Origin of the sequence: Aeromonas sp. S8(2024) (assembly GCF_041403085.1) — a bacterium.
GTDB lineage: Bacteria > Pseudomonadota > Gammaproteobacteria > Enterobacterales > Aeromonadaceae > Aeromonas > Aeromonas dhakensis.
The window spans coordinates 443429-462654 of the sequence record NZ_JBGLRF010000002.1; the positions used below are offsets into that span (position 1 = coordinate 443429).

17 protein-coding genes are annotated in these 19226 nt (G+C 63.1%); 13 read left to right on the forward strand and 4 right to left on the reverse strand.

Annotation, left to right across the window (positions count from 1 at the left end; genetic code table 11):
* Positions 1 to 69 precede the first annotated feature (69 nt).
* The 9 genes from ACB031_RS06645 to ACB031_RS06685 all read left to right on the forward strand — a co-directional run bounded on the left by ACB031_RS06645 (position 70) and on the right by ACB031_RS06685 (position 10431).
* Positions 70 to 636, forward strand: a complete 567-nt coding sequence (locus ACB031_RS06645; RefSeq protein WP_010633290.1) for a DUF3305 domain-containing protein — start codon at positions 70 to 72, stop codon at positions 634 to 636.
* The gene (locus tag ACB031_RS06650) at positions 629 to 1231 is read left to right on the forward strand and encodes a DUF3306 domain-containing protein (protein WP_371139228.1); all 603 of its coding nucleotides are present in this window, start codon (positions 629 to 631) and stop codon (positions 1229 to 1231) included. Before ACB031_RS06645 ends, ACB031_RS06650 begins: the two co-directional genes overlap by 8 nt.
* 104 nt (positions 1232 to 1335) lie before the next feature.
* Entirely contained in the window at positions 1336 to 3066 is a 1731-nt protein-coding gene (locus ACB031_RS06655; protein ID WP_371139229.1) for a 4Fe-4S dicluster domain-containing protein, read from the forward strand.
* Positions 3067 to 3076: 10 nt separating this feature from the next.
* Positions 3077 to 3697, forward strand: a complete 621-nt coding sequence (locus ACB031_RS06660) for a molecular chaperone (RefSeq protein ID WP_371139230.1) — start codon at positions 3077 to 3079, stop codon at positions 3695 to 3697.
* Between the two features lie 69 nt (positions 3698 to 3766).
* Entirely contained in the window at positions 3767 to 3970 is a 204-nt protein-coding gene (locus ACB031_RS06665) for a transcriptional initiation protein Tat (protein WP_005303194.1), read from the forward strand.
* Positions 3971 to 3993: 23 nt separating this feature from the next.
* A complete protein-coding gene (locus ACB031_RS06670; RefSeq protein WP_371139231.1) occupies positions 3994 to 6882 on the forward strand; it encodes a formate dehydrogenase subunit alpha in 2889 nt (962 codons plus the stop codon).
* A 4-nt stretch (positions 6883 to 6886) separates the two neighbouring features.
* Positions 6887 to 7510 carry a formate dehydrogenase FDH3 subunit beta gene (gene fdh3B / locus ACB031_RS06675; protein WP_011706855.1) on the forward strand — a complete coding sequence of 208 codons (624 nt, stop codon included), beginning with the start codon at positions 6887 to 6889 and terminating at the stop codon, positions 7508 to 7510.
* Positions 7507 to 8478 (forward strand): formate dehydrogenase subunit gamma, encoded by a 972-nt coding sequence (locus tag ACB031_RS06680; RefSeq protein WP_371139232.1) that lies wholly within the window; start codon positions 7507 to 7509, stop codon positions 8476 to 8478. The genes fdh3B and ACB031_RS06680 overlap by 4 nt, the downstream gene beginning before the upstream one ends.
* Positions 8479 to 8715: 237 nt before the next feature.
* Positions 8716 to 10431: an NAD-dependent malic enzyme gene (locus tag ACB031_RS06685; protein WP_010633297.1), complete on the forward strand. Its 1716-nt coding sequence runs from the start codon at positions 8716 to 8718 to the stop codon at positions 10429 to 10431.
* 94 nt (positions 10432 to 10525) lie between these two features.
* On the opposite strand, the gene ACB031_RS06690 is transcribed toward ACB031_RS06685, so the two are convergent.
* Together ACB031_RS06690 and ACB031_RS06695 are read right to left on the reverse strand one after the other, a co-directional pair.
* Entirely contained in the window at positions 10526 to 10867 is a 342-nt protein-coding gene (locus tag ACB031_RS06690; protein ID WP_124250877.1) for an RT0821/Lpp0805 family surface protein, read from the reverse strand.
* A complete protein-coding gene (locus ACB031_RS06695; RefSeq protein ID WP_371139233.1) occupies positions 10864 to 12039 on the reverse strand; it encodes a hypothetical protein in 1176 nt (391 codons plus the stop codon). The genes ACB031_RS06690 and ACB031_RS06695 overlap by 4 nt, the downstream gene beginning before the upstream one ends.
* Positions 12040 to 12344: 305 nt before the next feature.
* Here ACB031_RS06695 and ACB031_RS06700 point away from each other — a divergent pair, with 305 nt between their 5' ends.
* The 4 genes from ACB031_RS06700 to ACB031_RS06715 all read left to right on the forward strand — a co-directional run bounded on the left by ACB031_RS06700 (position 12345) and on the right by ACB031_RS06715 (position 17163).
* Complete coding sequence (locus tag ACB031_RS06700) at positions 12345 to 13583, forward strand: uracil-xanthine permease family protein (protein ID WP_019839748.1); 1239 nt, start codon at positions 12345 to 12347, stop codon at positions 13581 to 13583.
* Between the two features lie 496 nt (positions 13584 to 14079).
* Entirely contained in the window at positions 14080 to 14811 is a 732-nt protein-coding gene (locus ACB031_RS06705) for an ABC transporter substrate-binding protein (protein WP_005303172.1), read from the forward strand.
* A 39-nt stretch (positions 14812 to 14850) separates the two neighbouring features.
* Positions 14851 to 16377, forward strand: coding sequence for a methyl-accepting chemotaxis protein (locus ACB031_RS06710; RefSeq protein WP_005303170.1), 1527 nt, complete (start codon positions 14851 to 14853; stop codon positions 16375 to 16377).
* Between the two features lie 45 nt (positions 16378 to 16422).
* Positions 16423 to 17163, forward strand: coding sequence for a dienelactone hydrolase family protein (locus ACB031_RS06715; RefSeq protein WP_336290747.1), 741 nt, complete (start codon positions 16423 to 16425; stop codon positions 17161 to 17163).
* A gap of 56 nt (positions 17164 to 17219) precedes the next feature.
* Here ACB031_RS06715 and ACB031_RS06720 read toward each other — a convergent pair whose 3' ends face one another.
* The gene (locus tag ACB031_RS06720; RefSeq protein ID WP_371139234.1) at positions 17220 to 18230 is read right to left on the reverse strand and encodes a beta-propeller fold lactonase family protein; all 1011 of its coding nucleotides are present in this window, start codon (positions 18228 to 18230) and stop codon (positions 17220 to 17222) included.
* Positions 18231 to 18295: 65 nt separating this feature from the next.
* A complete protein-coding gene (locus ACB031_RS06725) occupies positions 18296 to 19129 on the reverse strand; it encodes a hypothetical protein (protein WP_371139235.1) in 834 nt (277 codons plus the stop codon).
* Positions 19130 to 19226 lie beyond the last annotated feature (97 nt).

A 19226-nucleotide genomic window follows, 5' to 3' on the forward strand; every position in this document is an offset into this window, starting at 1 on the left:
AATCTCCTGCTCTGATCTGCCTCGAACTGGGTGGTTCACGGGGGAGGGCGGCCCGGCAGAGACCTTCTGATGGGAGCCGTGACAGTGCAAGAGACAACCAAACCCCTCTCCCCGCAGCGCTGGCTGCAACTGGAGTTAAAGGCCATCGACAGCCAGGTTGGCCGCTGGCAGAGCCGCCGTTTCGAGATAGCGGCGCTCCATCCCGCCGAGCCCGAGGCTGCAGGTGCCTTGCCCCTTACCCTGTTTCGCGATGAGCGGGGGGATTATCGCTTCAATCTGAGCTCCGGCTCGCCCCGCCTTTTTGTTACCGGAAGTGTCACCGGAAGCCGCGTGGACAGTGGCTTTGTGGCCGATGGCCTCACCCTGAGTCAGACCGTGGCCGCCGCCTATATGGATGGCGAGCGGCAGGTGCTCTCCTGTCCGCTGCCCGAGGCGCTGCAAGCCTGGGTGGAGGCCTTTATCGGCCGTCACGGCGAGCTGCTGGAGGCCCGTCGCAAGGGCAAGAAGGGCAAGGGGCGGGCGCAGGATCAGCTGGGGGTCGATAGCCAGGATCAAGCCAGCTGCGGTGCCGTCAAGGCCACCGGCCCCGATGGCCGTGAGCATGGTCGCCACAGCGGAAACAGCGCCCATGAGTGAGTTCCTCAAGCGCTGGTCGTCTCGCAAGAGCGAGGCGCGCAAGCATCAGCCATTGCAGCCGAGGGAAGAGGCCACCCCCGAGGTGCTTGCGACCCCCATCGAAGGCAGTGGTGAAGGTGACATGCCAGATACTGCGCTGGATAGCCCCGTAGTCAGCACTGACAAGGGGAGTGATATTCCGCTCCCCATCGAAGGGGACAAGCCGCGCGGATCAGAACCCCAAATGGCCTCCTCAGAGAAGCCAGCGCTCCCTGACAAGGAGGCGCTGCGGGCCATGTTTCGCAGCCACAAGCCGGATGGGCTCGACGACTACACCCAGGATTTCAGCCAGCCCGAATTGCTGCCCGCAGCCCTGAGCGCCGGGCTGCGCAACTGGCTGGTGGAGCAGGCGACGGCGCCGGATGACGAAGCGCCTCACTCAACCGCTGCCGCACCCGAACCGGCGATTGTGGCCGCCACGGCCATAACCAGCGAGCCGCAAGGGTTGGCTGATAACCATTCTCAAACCCACACCGACGATCGGGACATTTTGGTTGACCGCGATGGACAAAATGTCCCAACCAAGGGTGGGGAGATGGAGCATTTGGGATCCTGACTCCCTGCCAGTCACTTTTTTCCTGGGGGAGTTGGCTCGGCTCTTGCTCTCCCAGCTGACCAACAAGCACGCCATCCCACGAGGTGGCGCGCACAGGAGTGCATGTGAGCATCGAACAACCCATAACAACATCCGTCGCAACTCTGACCGCCGATGGCGTGGCCGCGCGCAACGAACGTGCCCGCGCCCATGCCCTGCAGCACACGGTCAAGACCGACAACCTGATCCCGGCCACTGTCTCTTACCAGAGTCAGGGGCGCCTGCTGCTGGTCGGCCCGGAAGATCGGATTCGCCGCGCCGCCAGCCTGCTGCCCGCCGGAGTGAAGCCCACCCTGCTGGTGAGCGAAGCGGTCCACGATGCCGAGGCGGCCGATCTCGAAACCATTTTTGATGCCACCGCATCCCTCGCGGCCCTGACCCTGCGCGAGCCGAGCCTGACAGGGTATCTCGGCCAGTTCCAGCTCACCGGCCTCAATGGGCAGGGGGAGCGTATTTCTCTGGCTGCGCTCTGCTTTCCACAACCTGCGACGGTGGGTAGCGAACCGCGCTTCGATCTGGTGGCCGATCTGGGCCGCGCCCCGCTCTTTGCGCTGGAGCGCCCGCCGGTCGGTTATCTGCATCTCTTTGATGACCAAGGGCTGGCCGAACGGCTTGCCGAGCTTTGTGCGCTGACCGGTATCTTCGACAAGCCGCGCTATTTTCGCCTAGACCCCGAGGCCTGCGCCTTTACCGCCCGCGGCGTGCCCGGTTGCAGCCGCTGCCTCGATGTCTGCCCGACAGATGCGCTCAAGCCCGTCAATGGCCGCATCCAGATCGATCCCCATCTCTGTCAGGGCTTTGGCAGCTGCGCCTCGGCCTGTCCGACCGGGGCGATTGCCTATCACCAGCCCGATGCCAATACCAGCGGCGACTACCTCTTTCGCCTGCTCAAGCACTACCGGGAGGCGGGGGGCGACGCGCCGCAACTGCTGATCTCAGGTGAGAACGATCGCGAATGGGTGGAAACGGAACTCACCCGCTTGCCCGCCAACTGGCTGCCGATCTGGGTGGAGGAGAGCGCCAGTTTAGGCATCGAGAGCTGGTTCGCCGCCCTCGCCTATGGCGCCAGCGCGGTGCGCATTGCACTGGGCGACGACGTCCCCGCCAGCGTCCGGGCATTGGTTGAGCGGGAGCTGGCGAGCGCTGCCGTACTCTTGGCGGGCGCCGGCCTCACAGCAGACCGCATCGCCCTGTTTAACCCGGATGCCGAACAAGATAAGCCGATCTCCGGCGAGCCAGCCGCAGCCCTGCTGGACAAACCGCTCAAAGGAGACAAACGGGAGAACCTGTTTGCCGCCTTCGATGCCCTCTGGCAGGCCAACGAGGGGCGCCGCGAGCCGCTGGTTGTGCCACACGGCGCCCCTTACGGCAGCGTTGAATTGAAAGAAGCTGACTGCACCCTCTGCATGGGCTGCGTGGCGGTCTGCCCGAGCCGCGCCTTGCATGCGGTGGGGCACACGCCGGGTCTCAACTTTATCGAGCAGGATTGCATCCAGTGCTGCATGTGCGAAAAGGCGTGCCCCGAGCAGGCCATCGTACTGGTGCCCCGTCTGCAACCGGTGCCCGAGGCACGCCGCGCCGTGCAGAGCCTCAAAGCCGAAGAGGCGGCCTGCTGCATTCGCTGCGGCAAGCCGTTCGCGCCCGCCTCGATGATCCGCCGCATCCAGCAAAAACTGGCCGGTCACTCCCACTTCCAGAACGAGGCCGCCCAGCGGTTGCTGATGTGCGAGGACTGTCGGGTCAAGGATGTGTTTGCGGCGCTGGCGGCGGATCCCGTCTCCCAGCTCAAGGTGTGAGGGGCCAGTGATGAGTGAACAACATAACGAAAAGGCTGGCGAACTGACCATGACCGAACTGGAACAGAGCAGCGCCGATCTCTACGCCCTGCTGGCGAGTCTCTGGCGCGCCGCCCCCCGTGGTGAACAGCTCGCCTGGCTGCAAGGGTTGCAGGCCATGCCAGGCCCCTTTGCCAGAGGGCTGGGGCTGGTGCAACTGGCGGCCAGCAGCCACCACGAGCACGAGCTTGCCGAGGAGTATCAGGATCTCTTTATCGGGCTGGGGCGCGGGGAGATCGTGCCGTTTGCCTCCTGGTATCTCACCGGCTCCCTGATGGAGCTGCCGCTGGCAGTGCTGCGCGCCGATCTGCAGTCCCTCGGCTTCGAGCGCCAGAGCGGGGTGTGCGAGCCGGAAGATCACCTGGCCGCCCTCTGTGAGGTGATGGCGGTACTGATTGCTGAGCAGCATCCGGATCGCAACCGCTTTTATGAGCGCCACCTTGCCCCCTGGGTACTCGCCTGTTGCCGCGATCAGCAACAGGCGAAAGGGGGCAGCTTCTACCGGGCGGTCGGGGCCCTTGCCGAAGACTTTTTCAAACTGGAACAGGAACTGCGCCTGCCCTTTGGCAGCCCGGTGGTGACGCTGGCATGACGCTGCGCCGCCCACTCATAGCAAAACCGGCTCACCGCAGCCGACCATAACAACAGAGGTCACAGAAAGATGAGCGATGAACAGCTGAAAGACCCGTCCCGCCGCAATCTGATCAAGGGGGTGGGGGTGGTTGCCACCATAGGCGTGCTGGCCGGTGCCACCGGCCGGGTGGTGGGCAAGGAGGTGCTGACCCACGACACCGAGCCTGACAAGGGCTATCGGGAGACCCCCCATGTTCACGACTTTTATCGCACCCTGCGCGGCACCGACTGAGCCGGCTCAGTGAAGGAGAACTCATGAAACTGACGAAACGTGCCGAGCAGCCCCAGGCGGGCGAGCAGGGCCACTTGCAGAGTAATGCAAACGCTCGCGGTCAGGGGCTGACCCGTCGCGCCTTTATGGTCAATTCCGGTCTGGTGGCCGGTGGCGCCGTGGCAGCCGGCTGGCTGGCGCCGGTCATGATGCAGCGGGCCGAGGCCAAGACCGTGGCGGCCGGGGTGCCGGTCGAGGTGAAGCGCACCATCTGCTCCCACTGCTCGGTGGGTTGCGGCGTCTATGCCGAGGTGCAAAACGGCGTCTGGACCGGTCAGGAGCCGGCTTTCGATCATCCCTTCAACTTGGGCGGTCACTGCGCCAAGGGGGCGGCCCTGCGCGAGCACGGCCACGGCGAGCGTCGCCTCAAGTACCCGATGAAGCTGGTGGGCGGCAAGTGGCAGCGCATCAGCTGGGATCAGGCCATCGAAGAGGTGGGCAACGAAGTGCTGCGCCTGCGCAAGGAGTCTGGCCCCGACAGCGTCTACTGGCTCGGCTCGGCCAAGCACTCCAACGAGCAGGCCTACCTGTTTCGCAAGATGGCGTCCCTGTGGGGCACCAACAACGTGGATCATCAGGCGCGGATCTGCCACTCCACCACGGTCGCTGGCGTCGCCAACACCTGGGGCTACGGCGCCATGACCAACAGCCTGAACGACATGCACAACAGCAAGTCGATCATGTTTATCGGCTCCAACCCGGCGGAGGCCCACCCGGTCGCCATGCAGCACATCCTGCTGGCGAAAGAGCGCAACGGCTGCAAGATCCTGGTGGTCGACCCGCGTCGCACCCGTACCGCCGCCAAGGCGGACATGTACCTCTCCCTGCGCCCGGGCACCGACGTCGCCTTTATCTGGGGCATGCTCTGGCACATCTTCAAGAACGGCTGGGAAGACAAGGAGTTCATCCGCACCCGCGTCTTTGGCATGGACGAGGTGCAAAAAGAGGTGGCGCGCTGGACTCCGGCCGAAGTGGAGCGGGTGACCGGCCTCAATGAAAAAGAGGTCTATGGCGCCGCCAAGCTGCTTTCCGACAATCGCCCCGGCTGCGTGGTCTGGTGCATGGGGGGGACCCAGCACACCACCGGCAACAACAACACCCGCGCTTACTGCATCCTCGAACTGGCTCTGGGCAACGTGGGCAAGAGCGGGGCGGGCACCAACATCTTCCGTGGTCACGACAATGTGCAGGGTGCCACCGACTTTGGCGTCACCTCAGACTCTCTGCCCGGTTACTACGGGCTGGAAGAGGGCTCCTGGAAGCACTGGGCCCGGGTGTGGGATGTGGATTACGAGTGGATCAAGGCCCGTTTTGACAACAAGGCCTACAACGGCAAGCTGCCGATGAACAACAACGGCATTCCGGTCTCCCGCTGGGTGGATGGTGTGCTGGAGAACGCCGATCTCATCGAGCAGGGTGCCAATATCCGCGCCATGTTCTACTGGGGCCATGCGGTCAACTCCCAGACCCGCGGCCCGGAGATGAAGAAGGCGATGCAAAAGCTCGACATGATGGTGATTGTCGACCCGTACCCCACCGTCGCCGCCGTCATGAACGATCGTACCGACGGCGTCTACCTGCTGCCGGCTACCACCCAGTTCGAGACCTATGGCTCCGTCACCGCCACCAACCGCTCCATGCAGTGGCGCGACAAGGTGGTCGAGCCGCTGTTCGAATCCAAGGTCGACCACGAGATCATGTATCTCTTGAGCAAAAAGCTCGGCTTTGCCGATGAGCTGTTCAAGCACATCAAGGTGGAGAACAACGAGCCACTGCTGGAAGACATCACCCGCGAGTACAACCGCGGCATGTGGAGCGTGGGCTACACCGGCCAGAGCCCGGAGCGGCTCAAGGCGCACCAGCAGAACTGGCACACCTTCCACAAGACCAACCTCAAGGCCGAAGGGGGGCCGGTCAGCGGCGAAGTGTACGGTCTGCCCTGGCCCTGCTGGGGCACCCCTGAGATGAAGCACCCCGGCAGCCATATCCTCTACGACACCAGCATTCCGGTCTCGCAAGGGGGCGGCGGTTTCCGTGCCCGTTTCGGCATCGAGTATCAGGGCGTCTCCTTGCTCGCCGAAGACTCCTGGCCGAAGGGGAGCGAGGTGGAGGACGGCTATCCCGAGATCACCGCCGACCTGCTGAAACAGCTTGGCTGGTGGGATGAGCTGACCGAGGCCGAGAAGAAAGAAGCCGAGGGGCGCAACTGGAAGACCGACCTCTCCGGCGGCATCCAGCGGGTGGCCATCAAGCACGGCTTCGTACCCTACGGCAACGCCAAGGCGCGCTGCGTGGTGTGGACCTTCCCGGATCAGGTGCCCAAGCACCGCGAGCCGCTCTACACCCCGCGCCGGGATCTGTTGGCCGACTACGCCACCTGGCCGGACGCCAAGAGCCTGTGGCGCCTGCCGACCCAGTACGCCTCGGTGCAGGAGAAGGACGTCAGCAAGGAGTTCCCGATCATCCTCACCTCCGGCCGTCTGGTGGAGTACGAGGGGGGCGGCGACGAGACCCGTTCCAACCCCTGGCTGGCCGAGCTGCAGCAGGAGATGTTCGTCGAGATGAACCCGGCGGATGCCAACGACGTCGGCGTGCGCGACGGTCAGGATGTGTGGGTCGAGGGGCCGGAAGGGGGCAGAGTGAAAGTGAAGGCGCTGGTGACCCCGCGGGTCAAACCTGGGCTCGCCTTTATGCCGTTCCACTTCGGTGGCCACTTCGAGGGCCAGGATCTGCGCGCCAAATATCCGGAAGGGTCAGACCCCTATGTGCTGGGCGAATCGGTCAACATAGTCACCACCTATGGCTATGACCCGGTTACCCAGATGCAGGAGACCAAGGTCACCCTGTGCCGTTTTCGCCAAGTAGGAGCCTGATCTCATGGCCAGAATGAAATTCATGTGTGACACCAAGCGCTGCATCGAGTGCAACGGCTGTGTGACGGCGTGCAAGAACGAGAACGACGATGCCCTGGAGTGGGGCATCCAGCGCCGCCGGGTGGTGACCCTCAACGACGGCCTGCCGGGTGAGACCTCCATCTCGGTCGCCTGCATGCACTGCACCGACGCCCCCTGCATGGCGGTCTGCCCGGCCGACTGCTTCTATCACACCGACGACGGCATCGTGCTGCACAACAAGGATCTCTGCATCGGTTGCGGCTACTGCCTGTTCGCTTGTCCGTTCGGGGCGCCCCAGTTCCCGAAGACCGCCGCCTTTGGCGATCGGGGCAAGATGGACAAGTGCACCTTCTGCGCCGGTGGCCCGGAAGAGGATCACAGCGAGGCGGAGCGCCAGAAGTACGGAGCCAACCGCATCGCCGAGGGCAAGCTGCCCATGTGTGCCGAGCTCTGCTCCACCAAGGCGCTGCTGGCGGGGGATGCGCAGGTCATCTCCGACATCTTCCGCGAGCGGGTCGCCTATCGCGGCGCCAAGGAAGCGGGCTGGGGCAGCGGTGAAGAGCTGTTTTACGACGCCAGCAAGGCGGGCAAGGGAGGGGCGGCATGAAAACCTGGCTAATGGCCCTGTTTGCCGCTCTGCTGCTGGTGAGTACCGCCAGCTTCGCCGACGCCGAGAAAGAGGCGGTCGGTTTTGCCGGCGCCGACTACTGGCGGGCGGTGAAGGACGGGCAGGAGGGGGTGACCACCTCCCGCTCGCCGGAGCACGGGGTGCTCATCTCGGTGCCGGGCCAGCTCTGGTTCGAGGTGAAGACCAAGTGGGTGTCGCCGCTCGGTGCCATCGCCATTTTCGGGTCGCTCGCCATGTGCGGCCTGATGTACTGGGCGGTGGGGCCGACCAAGCTCTCCAAACCGCGCACCGGGCGCAAGCTCAAGCGCTGGAGCCGGCTGGATCGGGCGCTGCACTGGACCACGGCGGGCATGTTCCTGACCCTGTCCGGGTCTGGGCTGGCCATCATCTATGGCAAGCACTTCATCAAGCCGGTGGTGAGCATCGGGGTGTGGGAGAACTGGATCTGGTTCGCCAAGGTGTTCCACAACTACGTGGGGCCGCTCTTCTTCCTCTGCCTGCTCGGGGTACTCATCAAGTGGTTTCGCCACAACATCGTCAACATGGTGGACGTGCGCTGGTTCATGAAGGCGGGCGGCATGCTGGGGCCCCACAAGGGGAGTCACCCCTCGGCGGGCTTCTCCAACGGTGGCGAGAAGGCGATCTTCTGGCTGCTGATCTGGTTTGGCGGCATCGTGGTGGCGACCGGGCTGTTTCTGGACTTCCCCATCTTCGGCCAGCTGCGCCGCCAGATGGAGTGGGCCAGCTTCATCCATATCGTAGGCGCCTTGATCCTCATCTGCGGCTTCATCTTCCATATCTACATGGGCCTGTTCCAGCTGGAAGGGGCGCTGGAGGGGATGGTGACCGGCGAGGTGGACGAGACCTGGGCCAGGGAACACCACGACCTCTGGTATGAAGAGGTGAAGCACCAGCTCGACGAGCCCAAGGCGGACAAGTCAGGCTGAGGCTGACCATAACATCAGGATGAAAGAGAAGGGGCGCTGCGGCGCCCCTTTGTTGTGCGCGCAACTTAACCGATATGAATGGTCTGAATGAGGCCGAAGCCCGTCCTGCCACGGTTTTTGGCAGCAGGGTATGCCCAAGCTCACAAAATGAAACGACCAAACGTCATATGATTGATTTCATTATGAGTCTTGCTCTCCTGCCGAACGGCAATTTCACGTAAATCAAAGAGAATGACTATGGCTACCGGACAATATCTGCTGTGGAAAGATGCACAGGGACAAGATTTTCGCCCCGTTGCACTGACTGGCACCGATCTGCTCAACGATCGCAACCTCAACAAGGGTACCGCCTTCACCGAACAGGAGCGCGCCGACTTCGAGCTCGACGGCCTGTTGCCTCCCCAGGTTCAAACGTTTGAAGCCCAGCTGGAGCGGGTTTACCAAGGCTTTTTGAGCGCCTGCAGTGACATCGAGAAGTACCAGAATCTGCGGGCCCTGCAGGATCGCAACGAGACTCTGTTCTACGCCCTGCTAGCGCGCCACGTGGAGGAGATGACCCCCTACATCTATACCCCGACCGTGGGCAAGGCGTGCCAGGAGTTCAGCCACCGCTTCCAGAAGCCGCGCGGCCTCTACATCACCCCGAAGAACGTCGAGGACATGGGCTCCCTGGCCCGTCATCTCGATGCCAAGTCGGTGCGCATCATAGTCGTGACCGACAGCCAGGGGATCCTGGGGATCGGTGACCAAGGGGTGGGCGGCATGGGCATCCCCATCGGCAAGCTCTCCCTCTATACCCTGGGTGCCGGCATCCATCCCGCCTGCTGCCTGCCCATCGCGCTGGACGTGGGCACCGACAACCAGGCGCTGCTGGATGACCCCATGTATCTGGGTCAGCCCCACAAGCGCATTCGTGGCAAGGAGTACGACGACTTCATCGACAAGTTCGTGGCCGGGGTCAAGCGCCACTTCCCCAATGCGGTGCTGCAGTGGGAGGACTTCAGCAAGTCCAACGCCTTCAACAACCTCTCCCGTTATCAGCAGTCCCTGCCGTCGTTCAACGACGACATTCAGGGGACCGGGGCCGTGGTGCTGGCGGGCATCATAGGGGCGGTCAAGGTCAAGGGCGAGACCCTGGGCCAGCAGAACTACCTGGTCTATGGCGCCGGTGCCGGCGGGGTCGGGGTGGCGGATCAGATCTGTGCGGGCATGATCCGCGAAGGGCTGGACCCCCAGGCGGCCCGCGATCGCATCTACATCCTGGATACCCAGGGGCTGGTGTGCGACAACCGTGAGGGGCTGGACGAATACAAGCGCCGCTACGCCAAGCCGGGCCTGTTGCTGTCGGGCTGGGACACCGAAGTGCCCGGCAAGGCCAACCTGACCGACGTGCTGCGCCACGTGCCCATCACGGTACTGCTGGGCACCAGCGGTGCCGGTGGCGCCTTCAAGGAGCAGCATATCCAGCTGATGCTCAACCACTGTGCGCGTCCCATGGTGTTCCCGCTCTCCAACCCGACCGCCAACTGCGAGGCACTGCCGGAGGACATCTATCGCTGGAGCCAGGGCAAGGCCATCGTCGCCACCGGCAGCCCGTTCAAGGATGTGCACTACGAGGGGCAGGAGTTCCGGGTCGGCCAGGGCAACAACGTCTTCATCTTCCCGGGGGTGGGCCTGGCAGCCATCGTCAGCCAGATCCGCGAGATCACGCCGGACATCTTCACCACCGCGGCCTTTGCGCTGGCGGAGTGCGTGAGCGAGGTGGACCTGGCGAAGGGGGCCGTCTATCCGCGCATTCGCGAGCTGCGCAGCATCTCGGTGCACGTAGCGACGGCGGTGCTCAAGGACATAGTGCGGCGGGATCCTTCCCACCCGCTGATCGGTCAGGATCTGCAGCAGCACATTCTCAACCACATGTGGGAGCCGGTCTATCTGCCCTACCGCCGGGTATGACGGACGCAAGCTTGCACTTGCAATAGTTGCAATAGAAGAGGGGTGGCCATGGCCACCCCTCTTGTTTTGTCACCTTGAGCGGTCAGCTATCTTGTCAGCCGCGCAGCGGCAGCCAGTGCCCCGCCTTGCTGCGGCAGGCGGTGTCCTGCCACTGCTGGCTGGCCTGGCCTATATAGAGCTGCTCGCGATAGTCGCGGCACCAGAGGCCGTTGGGATGGCGAAAGGTGCGCAGCGGCGTGACGCTGCCCGAGTGGCGGCTGGCGGGGTTGAACCAGGTGAGGCTCTGACCCTTGGGACGGGTTTGCAGCGCCTCGGCCAGCGCCTGGTTGGCGAGCGTCACGTCCTGCTTGTCCATCTGGCGGTAGAGCGGGGCGGCTGGTTGGCTGGCACAGGCGGACAGCCAAAGCGCCAGGCAGATCAACAGATAACGGCTCATGGTTGCTCCTTGCTGTTGAACCCTTGCTGGATCAGGGCCTGCTCCTGTGCATCGGTCAGGGTCTGGCCGCGATCGTCGACCGTGCCATCCCCCCGCAGCTTGTTGCCGTCAGCATCGACGGCATCCATGCCGTTGTCATCGACCGTGCCGTCGCCCCGGATCTCGTTGCCGTTGGCATCGACGGCATCCATGCCGTTGTCGTCGACCGTGCCGTCACCTCGGATCTCGTTGCCGTTGGCATCGACGGCATCCACTCCGTTGTCATCGAGGCCATTGCCCAGGCCTCGTCCACCACCGTGACGATCGCCGCCGGCGTGGCGCTCCCCGCCGCCATGCTGTTCGCCACCGGCATGGCGATCCCCTCCGGCATGTTGCTCGCCGCCGGCGTGCTCCCCACCGCCGTTGTCGTCACTGCCATGGCTGCCACCATCGCTGTCACTGCCGCCGCCACTGTTGCTGCCGCCGTCGCTGTCACTGCCGCCACCACCACCACTACTACTGCTTCCACCACTGCTTCCACCACCACCACTGCTACCACCACCGCTGCCACTATTGCCGTCGCCATCCTTGTTGTGAACGATCAGCCCATTGGCGATATAGCTGTGGCTGCCATCCAGGATCAGGTTGAACAGTGCCGTGGTGGGCGGGGCATCAATCCAGCAGAGGGACTCCACCAGCAGCAGGGCGGGCTGCGGAGCCTGCGCCAGGTTGCCTGCGCTGCCGTGCTCCGACCATCCCAGCAGGTGCATGCCGGTAAAGAGCGGCAGCACGGCGAGAGTCGGGTTTTCGGTGCGGGTCATGGCCGGTGCGATGGCCGCCCAGCCGCGGGTGGTCAGGAAGGGGTGCTCGGCGGTGAAGAAGGGAGCCAGCCGGTTGAGCCCGTAGAGCCGGCGCGCTCCCAGCAGCACCCGCTCGACCGCGAGGATGAGGTTGCTGCAGCCATATTGATCCCGCACCCGTTCACCGGCCTGCAGGGTCTCGATGGGACGTTCCTCTCCGTCGGCCATCAGGATGCGGGTGCCGGTCACGAAACAGGACTTGGCATAGGCCTGATTCACCTGCCACTGATGGTGGCTGAAGTCATAGCTCAGCGGGGTGGCAAACAGGGCCAGGGCGATGGCCGAACCCACCAGCAGTCGGCGCTGGCTGGGCTTGAAAGCGGGCAGTGACATGGGGGACTCCTTGTCCGGCTGGGTTCACGTCATCAAGTATAGGGCGGGCTGATGGAGGGGCAGGGGAGCCATTGACAAACAAAACAGCTTGGAAAAACGATTGGCGTCGGCCATAAAAGTGCGTAAAATCGCTTCCTCGATGCTTGTAGCAACGAATCCCGCCTAAAAAGCCAGTTTCATGCCCTCCCCAAGCAGTAAGAGGCAACAAATGACGCCGAATGGCTCATCCAATGCCTTGAAAAAGTCTTGTGATAACTGAAAAGTGTCAAATATCCCTGTCAGTTATCAAAAAATTAAGGACATCCATGTTTTCCTTAGTCAAGCAAAGCGTCGCCGGGCTGCAAATCCTGTTTGTCGCCTTCGGTGCCATGGTGCTGGTGCCCCTGCTCACCGGACTGAACCCCTCCATGGCCCTGCTTGGCGCCGGTGTAGGCACCCTGCTGTTCCAGCTCTGCACCCGCCGCCAGGTCCCGATCTTCCTCGGTTCCAGCTTTGCCTTCATCGCCCCCATCATTTACGCCACCCAGACCTGGGGCCTGCCCTCCACCATGTTCGGTCTGTTTGCCGCCGGTTTCATGTACTTCATCCTGGCCGCGCTCATTCGCGCCCGCGGCATGGGCTTTGTGCACAAGCTGCTGCCGCCTGTGGTGATCGGCCCGGTGATCATGGTGATCGGCCTGTCGGTGGCTCAGGTGGCCTGCAACATGGCCATGGGCCGTGCCGGCGGTGAGCAGGTGATGCCTGCCTCGACGGCGCTGACCCTGGCCGGCATCTCGCTGGCGGTCACCCTGATTGCGGCGGTGTTCTGCAAGGGCTGGATCAAGCTCATCCCCATCCTGTGTGGCGTGATTGCGGGCTATGTCTCTGCCGTGCTGATGGGTCAGGTGAGCTTCGACGGCATGGTCAACGCCCCCTGGCTGGCGCTGCCCCACTTCGTGACCCCGGAGATCAACTGGGCTGCGGCACTGTTCATGCTGCCGGTAGCCATCGCCCCCTGTATCGAACACATTGGTGGCGTGCTGGCCATCGGTGGCGTGACCGGCAAGGATTACACCAAGAACCCGGGTCTGCACCGTACCCTGGCCGGTGACGGCATCGGTGTCTGCTTCGCCGGCTTCATCGGTGGCCCTCCCGTCACCACCTATGCCGAAGTGACCGGTGCCGTGATGATCACCCGCAACTTCAACCCGGTCACCATGACCTGGGCCGCGGTGTTCGCCATCATTCTGGCCTTCTTCGGCAAGTTCAACGCCCTGCTCACCTCCATCCCGATGCCGGTGATGGGCGGCATCATGTTGCTGCTGTTCGGATCCATCGCCGCCATCGGTCTCAAGACCCTGGTGGAGTCCAAGGTGGATCTGGGGCTGTCGCGCAACATCGCCATCGTGGCGGTGACCCTGACCGTGGGTGTCGGCGCGCTGGAGATGAAGATCGGTGACTTCGCCCTGGCGGGCGTGGGTCTGGCCTCGGTGGCCGCCATCCTGCTCAACCTCATCCTGCCCCAGCACTCCGAAGAGGGTGCCATGGAGAGCGCCAAGGATTGAGTCAACGGACGGCGTATCCCTGTCTTGCAGAGGCCACCTCAGGGTGGCCTCTCTCTTTTCCGCCATCTGACGCATCGCTGGGCCGGCGGAGGCGTTAATACGTATAAAGTCAATAGCTTGCTCGCCGGCAGGCGTTGTCGTCCGAGAGTATCCGCCAGCCTCAAGATGGGGGTTGAATGAAGCCTGTCTGGCCAGGGCACCATTTGACGGATCCCTGTTCCTGACCTTTGCTAAAGGTCAGGTTTGACACTGTGCTGTGCGGATCAGTATGAAAAAAAGAGGCGTTTACGCCCCCCATCATGGGATGCATCTTCCTCTCTTCTTATGATGCTGTTCTGGCCGTCACACCCTGCGAAACCACCCCATCTGCTTGCCGCCGACATGACGAAGGCGCGGCAAACCGTGCAAGCCGGCACGATCCGGTAAGGGTCAAAAGGGTCCGTTCATCGACCGGTGCGGACATTGAGGGACGAGCTGTGAGCAAAGTGAGGTTGCAATGAAATATCAACTGTTGTGGAAAAGCGCCCTGTTCTCGGCCTCTTCGGTGCTGGCGCTGGGAGCCGTACAGGCGGCACCCTTGAACGTGATGACCGAGGATTATCCGCCGTTCAACATGCAGGGGGAGGGTGGCAAGATAGTCGGCCTCTCCACGGAGGTGGTGGAGGAGCTGTTCAAGCGGGCCGGGGTCGAATACAAGCTGAGCATGATGCCCTGGAAGCGTGCCTACGAAGATACCCTCAGCACGCCCAATACCGCCCTGTACTCCACCACGCGCACGCCGGAGCGGGAAACCCTCTTCAAGTGGGTCGGGCCGCTGGTCAACAACAACTGGGTTTTCTTTGCCAATCCATCTTCCACCATCACGGTCAACTCCTTGGAAGATGCGAAGCAGTATTCGGTTGGGGGCTACAACGGTGATGCCGCTGCCGAATATCTCAAGGCGCAAGGGTTTGGCAAGCTGCAACTGGCGGCCAACGATACCGCCAACGTGAAGAAACTGGAGGCTGGTCGCATCGATCTCTGGGCGACCGGGGAGTACCTGGCCCCCTATCTGGCCGCCCAGGAGAAGACGTCCAGTCCCAAGCCGGTGTTTGTGTTCAAGGAAACCCAGATGAGCCTGGCTTTCAACAAGGAAGCCCCGGATGAGCTCATCAACAAGCTCAACGAGATCCTGGCCGCCATGAAGGCGGATGGCACCATCGACAAGATCAATGCCAAGTACCATTAAGTTGTAACAAGACGTCGTTGCCGATATCGGGAGGGAACCATGGGTTGGAATAGTCTGACGTTCAGGATTGCCGTGCTGACCTCCCTGTCGGTGAGTCTGCTGCTGGTGTTGTTTGGTGGGTATAACTACAACGCCGCCAGGGAGGAGAGCTACCGCAGACAGGCCGAGATGGTCGAGCAGGCCATCAGCCGGTTGCAGCTCTCCTTGCCTGGTCCGCTGTGGAATTACGAATCGGCTTTTGTCGAGGCATCCCTCAAATCCGAGCTGGCCACGGATGCGCTTAGCAGCCTGCTGGTGGTCAACAAGGACAAGCTGGTTGCGGGGTTTGTCCGTGATGATGCCGGTGAAATTCAGGTGGTGGCAAAGCTGCCTGCCGATCTGGGCAGCCATGCCAGCCATGAGCTGGTCTACGACGACAACGGCCAGCTCAAGACGGTGGCCAATCTGCTGGTGGTCAGCAGTGATCGGGCCATTTTGATCCAGTTGCGCCATCTGCTCATCACCACCGTCTGGCAGATAGTGGTGCTGGACGTCGGCATCATCCTGTTGCTGATGGTCTTGATCCATCGCAATGTGCTGCGCCCCTTGCGGCAGATGAACTCCGCAGTCTTCGATCTGGCCCAGGGAGATGGGGATCTGACCCAGCGCCTCAAGATCCGCCGGCATGACGAGATGGGGGCGCTGGCTGGCAACATCAATCAATTCATTGCCAAGCTGCAGGGGACGGTGTCGGAGATAAACACCCTGTCGGCAGGCGTCTTGCAGACGGCGGAGCTGTGCGATTCGCTGGCGACCGATACCCGGCACGGCAGCGCTGAACAGCAGTCAGAGCTGGATCAGGTCGCGACCGCCATCACCCAGATGAGCCATGCGGTACAGGAAGTGGCGGGCAATGCGGTCAAGACATCCGGTGCGACCGATGAAGCCAGCCTCTATGTGGAGCAGGGTTACAAGCTGGCCGGCCAGGCCAATGAAGCCATTCATCAGCTGGTCGGCGAGGTGGAGCGTGTCGCCAACCTGATCCGCTCCTTGTCGAGCGAGAGCAGCAGCATCGGCAACATCATCGAAGTGATCAACGGCATTGCCGAACAGACCAACCTGCTGGCTCTCAATGCTGCCATAGAGGCGGCAAGAGCCGGGGATCAGGGGCGCGGATTTGCCGTGGTGGCCGATGAGGTAAGAACGCTGTCTGGCCGTACACGCCAGTCGACCGAGGAGATCAGTGCCAGTATCGCGCGCCTGCAGCAGGCGACCCACAATCTGGTTTCTGGTATGCAGCAAAGTCAGGACAAGGCCTCTCAGGCGGGGGCGCAAGCCGCCGACGTGCAGCTTTCGGTTGAGAAGATAAAGACCCAGGTAGGCCTTATCCGTGAAATGAACATGTATATCGCCCAGGCCTCGGAAGAGCAGCACTCGGTGGCGGAAGAGGTCAGCAACAGTGTAAATCGCATCGCCGGGCTCAACAACGACAGTGCGGCGCGGGTGGGGCAGGTAGCCGATGCCAGCAGTGATTTGCGCCAGCTGTCGGCTCAGTTGGACAGCCTGCTCAAACAGTTCAGGGTGTGATCGCCGGGCGTCAGCGAGCTGGCCGTCCAGGCAGAGGAGTGGATGATGGGAATAACCAGGATGCTTGTCCTGTTTTGGGCTCTGTGGGCAGGAGGATTGCAGGCCGGGTCCGTCAGGTATCAGGTCGAAGGGAGGACGTTCGAAGGTTATCATCTGGCGGGGGCCAGTCAGCAGTCAACCCTGGTGCTGCTGGTCCATGACTGGGATGGGTTGACCGGGTATGAAATGAAGCGTGCCGACATGCTGGCGGCCTTGGGTTACCGGGTGTTTGCCGCCGATCTGTTCGGCGTTGGCGTGAGACCCACTGCGGTGGAGGATAAAAAGCGGCTGACAGGGGCGCTATACCAGGACAGGGCGAGCATGCGGGCCCTGCTCGTCGGGGCGCTGGCCGAGGCCACGAGGTTGGGAGGCAAACCGGAAAAGGTCGTGGCGCTCGGTTACTGTTTCGGAGGTGCCGCCGTGCTGGAGCTGGCCCGTAGCGGGGCGGAGCTGCACGGTACAGTGAGCGTGCATGGCGGGCTGGAGACGCCGCCAGGTCAGAACTACCAACAGGTCAGGGGACGTGTGCTGATACAGCATGGCAGTGCTGACGAGGCGGTCAGCCTGGGGCAGTTTGCCGCCTTGATCGGCGAGCTGGAGAGGGCCGGCATCAGCCATGAAGCGACCAGTTACAGTGGCGCCCCTCACGCATTCAGTGTGTTTGGATCAGACAGGTACCACGCCGAAGCCGATGCCCTTGCCTGGCAACGCCTGGTCGGTTTTCTGGCAGAGATCTCCGCAAAGTAACCCTGTGCGCTGGTTTGCAAGCCATGGCATTGCCATGGCTTTTTGCTGTCTGTTGATCATGGCTGATGGCGTGCCAGTACGATCACCCACATGGCCCCGTCCCCCACGTGATAGCGTGCCAGCAGGGTCAGGGTGCCGCTGACTGGGTCGATGCGATGCACCGCCAGCTGGTGGGAAGCCTGCCCGGCCGCCAGCAGCCAGTGGCCGCTCTGGTCGATGGCAAAACCGCGGGGCATGGTCTCGGTCGGGAAGTGGCCGACTACGCCGAGCTCGCCATCCGGCGCGATGGCGAACTGGGTCAGCAGGCTGCTGGCCCGCTCGCTGCTGTAGAGAAAACGCCCGTCGGGTGTCACGTGCAGATCCGCCCCCCAGCGCTCCCCCTGATAACCGGCTGGCAGCATGGAGAGGCTCTGACAGAGCCGGATCCCGCCATCGGCGGTGGGTCGGTAGCGGTTGATGGTGCAGTCGAGCTCGTTGAGGCAATAGAGGTCGCCATTGCTCGGGTGCAGCGTCAGATGGCGCGGCCCGGCGCCGCTGGCGGTCACCAGATCCCCCAGCGGATGGGGGCGCAGCCTCCCCTCCTTGCAGAGCAGAAAGCGGCGGATGCAATCCTCCTTGAGGCAGGCGACCAGCACCTCCTGCTCGCCCTGTTTATTTGCACGCAGCAGGGTGACCGAATGGGCGGCCTGCAAGCCGTCGAGCTGCTGGTGGGGGGGCTCTGCCCGGCCGTCGGCGTCGATGGCGGAGAGGGTAACCTGATTGAAGGCATAGGAGGCCGCCAGCAGGAAGCGGCCGTCGGCCGAGATGGCGGTGTGGGAGGCGCTGCCCGCCAGCGGTGCCGCTCCCTGCGTTTCCAGCCGGCCATCGGCCTCGATGCGATAGCTTATCAGGGCGAAATCGGGGCGCACGGCGGCATGGAGCCAGCGCCCGTTCGGGCTGATCACCAGCGGTTGGACCTGGCCCGGGGTGTCGACCACCTGCAATGGCGTGAGCTCCCCAGTAGCGGCCAGGGCAAACACGTGGATCTGCTGGCTGGCGGGGCTCGCCACATAAACGACCTGCTGCATCTGTTTCTCACTCCTTGTCATGGGCAACCGCAGGCCATCTTATCCCCTTTCGCGCCCGGCTGGGCCTACTCTTTTGCCCGGCCCGGGCAGACCACCTGGCGGGCCTTGAGGTGGTAGAGCTCCACCTGCGGGTGGCTGAAAAAGCCCACTTCCCACGGGTTCTTCTGCACGAAGGCGGCGCGGATAGGTTCGAACAGCGGGTGATCCTGCGGGATCTGGTAAGCATCGGCGGCGATGATGGTGTAGTTCCACTCGATGGCGCGGGTGTAGGTGAACACCGCCCGCGAGTCGATGGCGAAGTGGCAGCGGCCGTCCCGCTTGAGCAACTGCGACTTGAAGGTCTCGGGGAAGGTGATGAAGAAGATGTCGTCCTCATCGGAGGAGAGAAACGCCAGCACAGTGGTGTGGGGCTGGGACTGGGCCCGGGTCACCAGCACTCCGATCTTGTTCTCAACCTCACGCAAGTCAGGCACCGGCAGGCCGGTGAGCGGGGTGACGGGCAGCTCGCGAGCGGGGCGTTCATCGGCCGGATGTTGATAGCCCGGCTGGGCGAAGCCGTAGACCACACGGTTGCCGTACCAGAGCTCGAACTGCAGCGGGGTGACCTGCACCCTGTCCGGAGCGGTGCGGGCGATCACCCCTTTGTAGGAGACGCGATAGACGCTCAAGGAGGCGTCGTACTCGTCGACCCCGGTGCGGTTGTCCAGATGCAGGGTGATCTTCTCCCCCACCGCCAGCTGGTGTCCCTTGGGGAAGGTCAGCAGCAGCTCGTTGTCTGGCTGGATCTCGACCCCGCAGATGTAGACGCCGGTCTCCTTGCTGGCGGGGTCGACATAGGTGGCGGCCACCCCGAGCAGGGGAGAGCCGAGAAAAGAGAGCAGAGAGGGTTGGGAACTCATGGCGCACCTTGGCAAATGTGGGGGATCGGCTCCTCAGTGTATCGCGGCCGACCGGGATTGGCAGGCCCCTCATCCGGGGAGGCAAGCGTTTCAGGCT

Bases quoted from the DNA above. Each gene is read 5' to 3' on its own strand.
- ACB031_RS06645 (WP_010633290.1), top strand. From the start codon at position 70: ATGGGAGCCGTGACAGTGCAAGAGACAACCAAACCCCTCTCCCCGCAG.
- ACB031_RS06650 (WP_371139228.1), top strand. From the start codon at position 629: ATGAGTGAGTTCCTCAAGCGCTGGTCGTCTCGCAAGAGCGAGGCGCGC.
- ACB031_RS06660 (WP_371139230.1), top strand. From the start codon at position 3,077: ATGAGTGAACAACATAACGAAAAGGCTGGCGAACTGACCATGACCGAA.
- ACB031_RS06665 (WP_005303194.1), top strand. From the start codon at position 3,767: ATGAGCGATGAACAGCTGAAAGACCCGTCCCGCCGCAATCTGATCAAG.
- ACB031_RS06670 (WP_371139231.1), top strand. From the start codon at position 3,994: ATGAAACTGACGAAACGTGCCGAGCAGCCCCAGGCGGGCGAGCAGGGC.
- fdh3B (WP_011706855.1), top strand. From the start codon at position 6,887: ATGGCCAGAATGAAATTCATGTGTGACACCAAGCGCTGCATCGAGTGC.
- ACB031_RS06680 (WP_371139232.1), top strand. From the start codon at position 7,507: ATGAAAACCTGGCTAATGGCCCTGTTTGCCGCTCTGCTGCTGGTGAGT.
- ACB031_RS06685 (WP_010633297.1), top strand. From the start codon at position 8,716: ATGGCTACCGGACAATATCTGCTGTGGAAAGATGCACAGGGACAAGAT.
- ACB031_RS06690 (WP_124250877.1), bottom strand. From the start codon at position 10,867: ATGAGCCGTTATCTGTTGATCTGCCTGGCGCTTTGGCTGTCCGCCTGT.
- ACB031_RS06695 (WP_371139233.1), bottom strand. From the start codon at position 12,039: ATGTCACTGCCCGCTTTCAAGCCCAGCCAGCGCCGACTGCTGGTGGGT.
- ACB031_RS06700 (WP_019839748.1), top strand. From the start codon at position 12,345: ATGTTTTCCTTAGTCAAGCAAAGCGTCGCCGGGCTGCAAATCCTGTTT.
- ACB031_RS06705 (WP_005303172.1), top strand. From the start codon at position 14,080: ATGAAATATCAACTGTTGTGGAAAAGCGCCCTGTTCTCGGCCTCTTCG.
- ACB031_RS06710 (WP_005303170.1), top strand. From the start codon at position 14,851: ATGGGTTGGAATAGTCTGACGTTCAGGATTGCCGTGCTGACCTCCCTG.
- ACB031_RS06715 (WP_336290747.1), top strand. From the start codon at position 16,423: ATGGGAATAACCAGGATGCTTGTCCTGTTTTGGGCTCTGTGGGCAGGA.
- ACB031_RS06720 (WP_371139234.1), bottom strand. From the start codon at position 18,230: ATGCAGCAGGTCGTTTATGTGGCGAGCCCCGCCAGCCAGCAGATCCAC.
- ACB031_RS06725 (WP_371139235.1), bottom strand. From the start codon at position 19,129: ATGAGTTCCCAACCCTCTCTGCTCTCTTTTCTCGGCTCTCCCCTGCTC.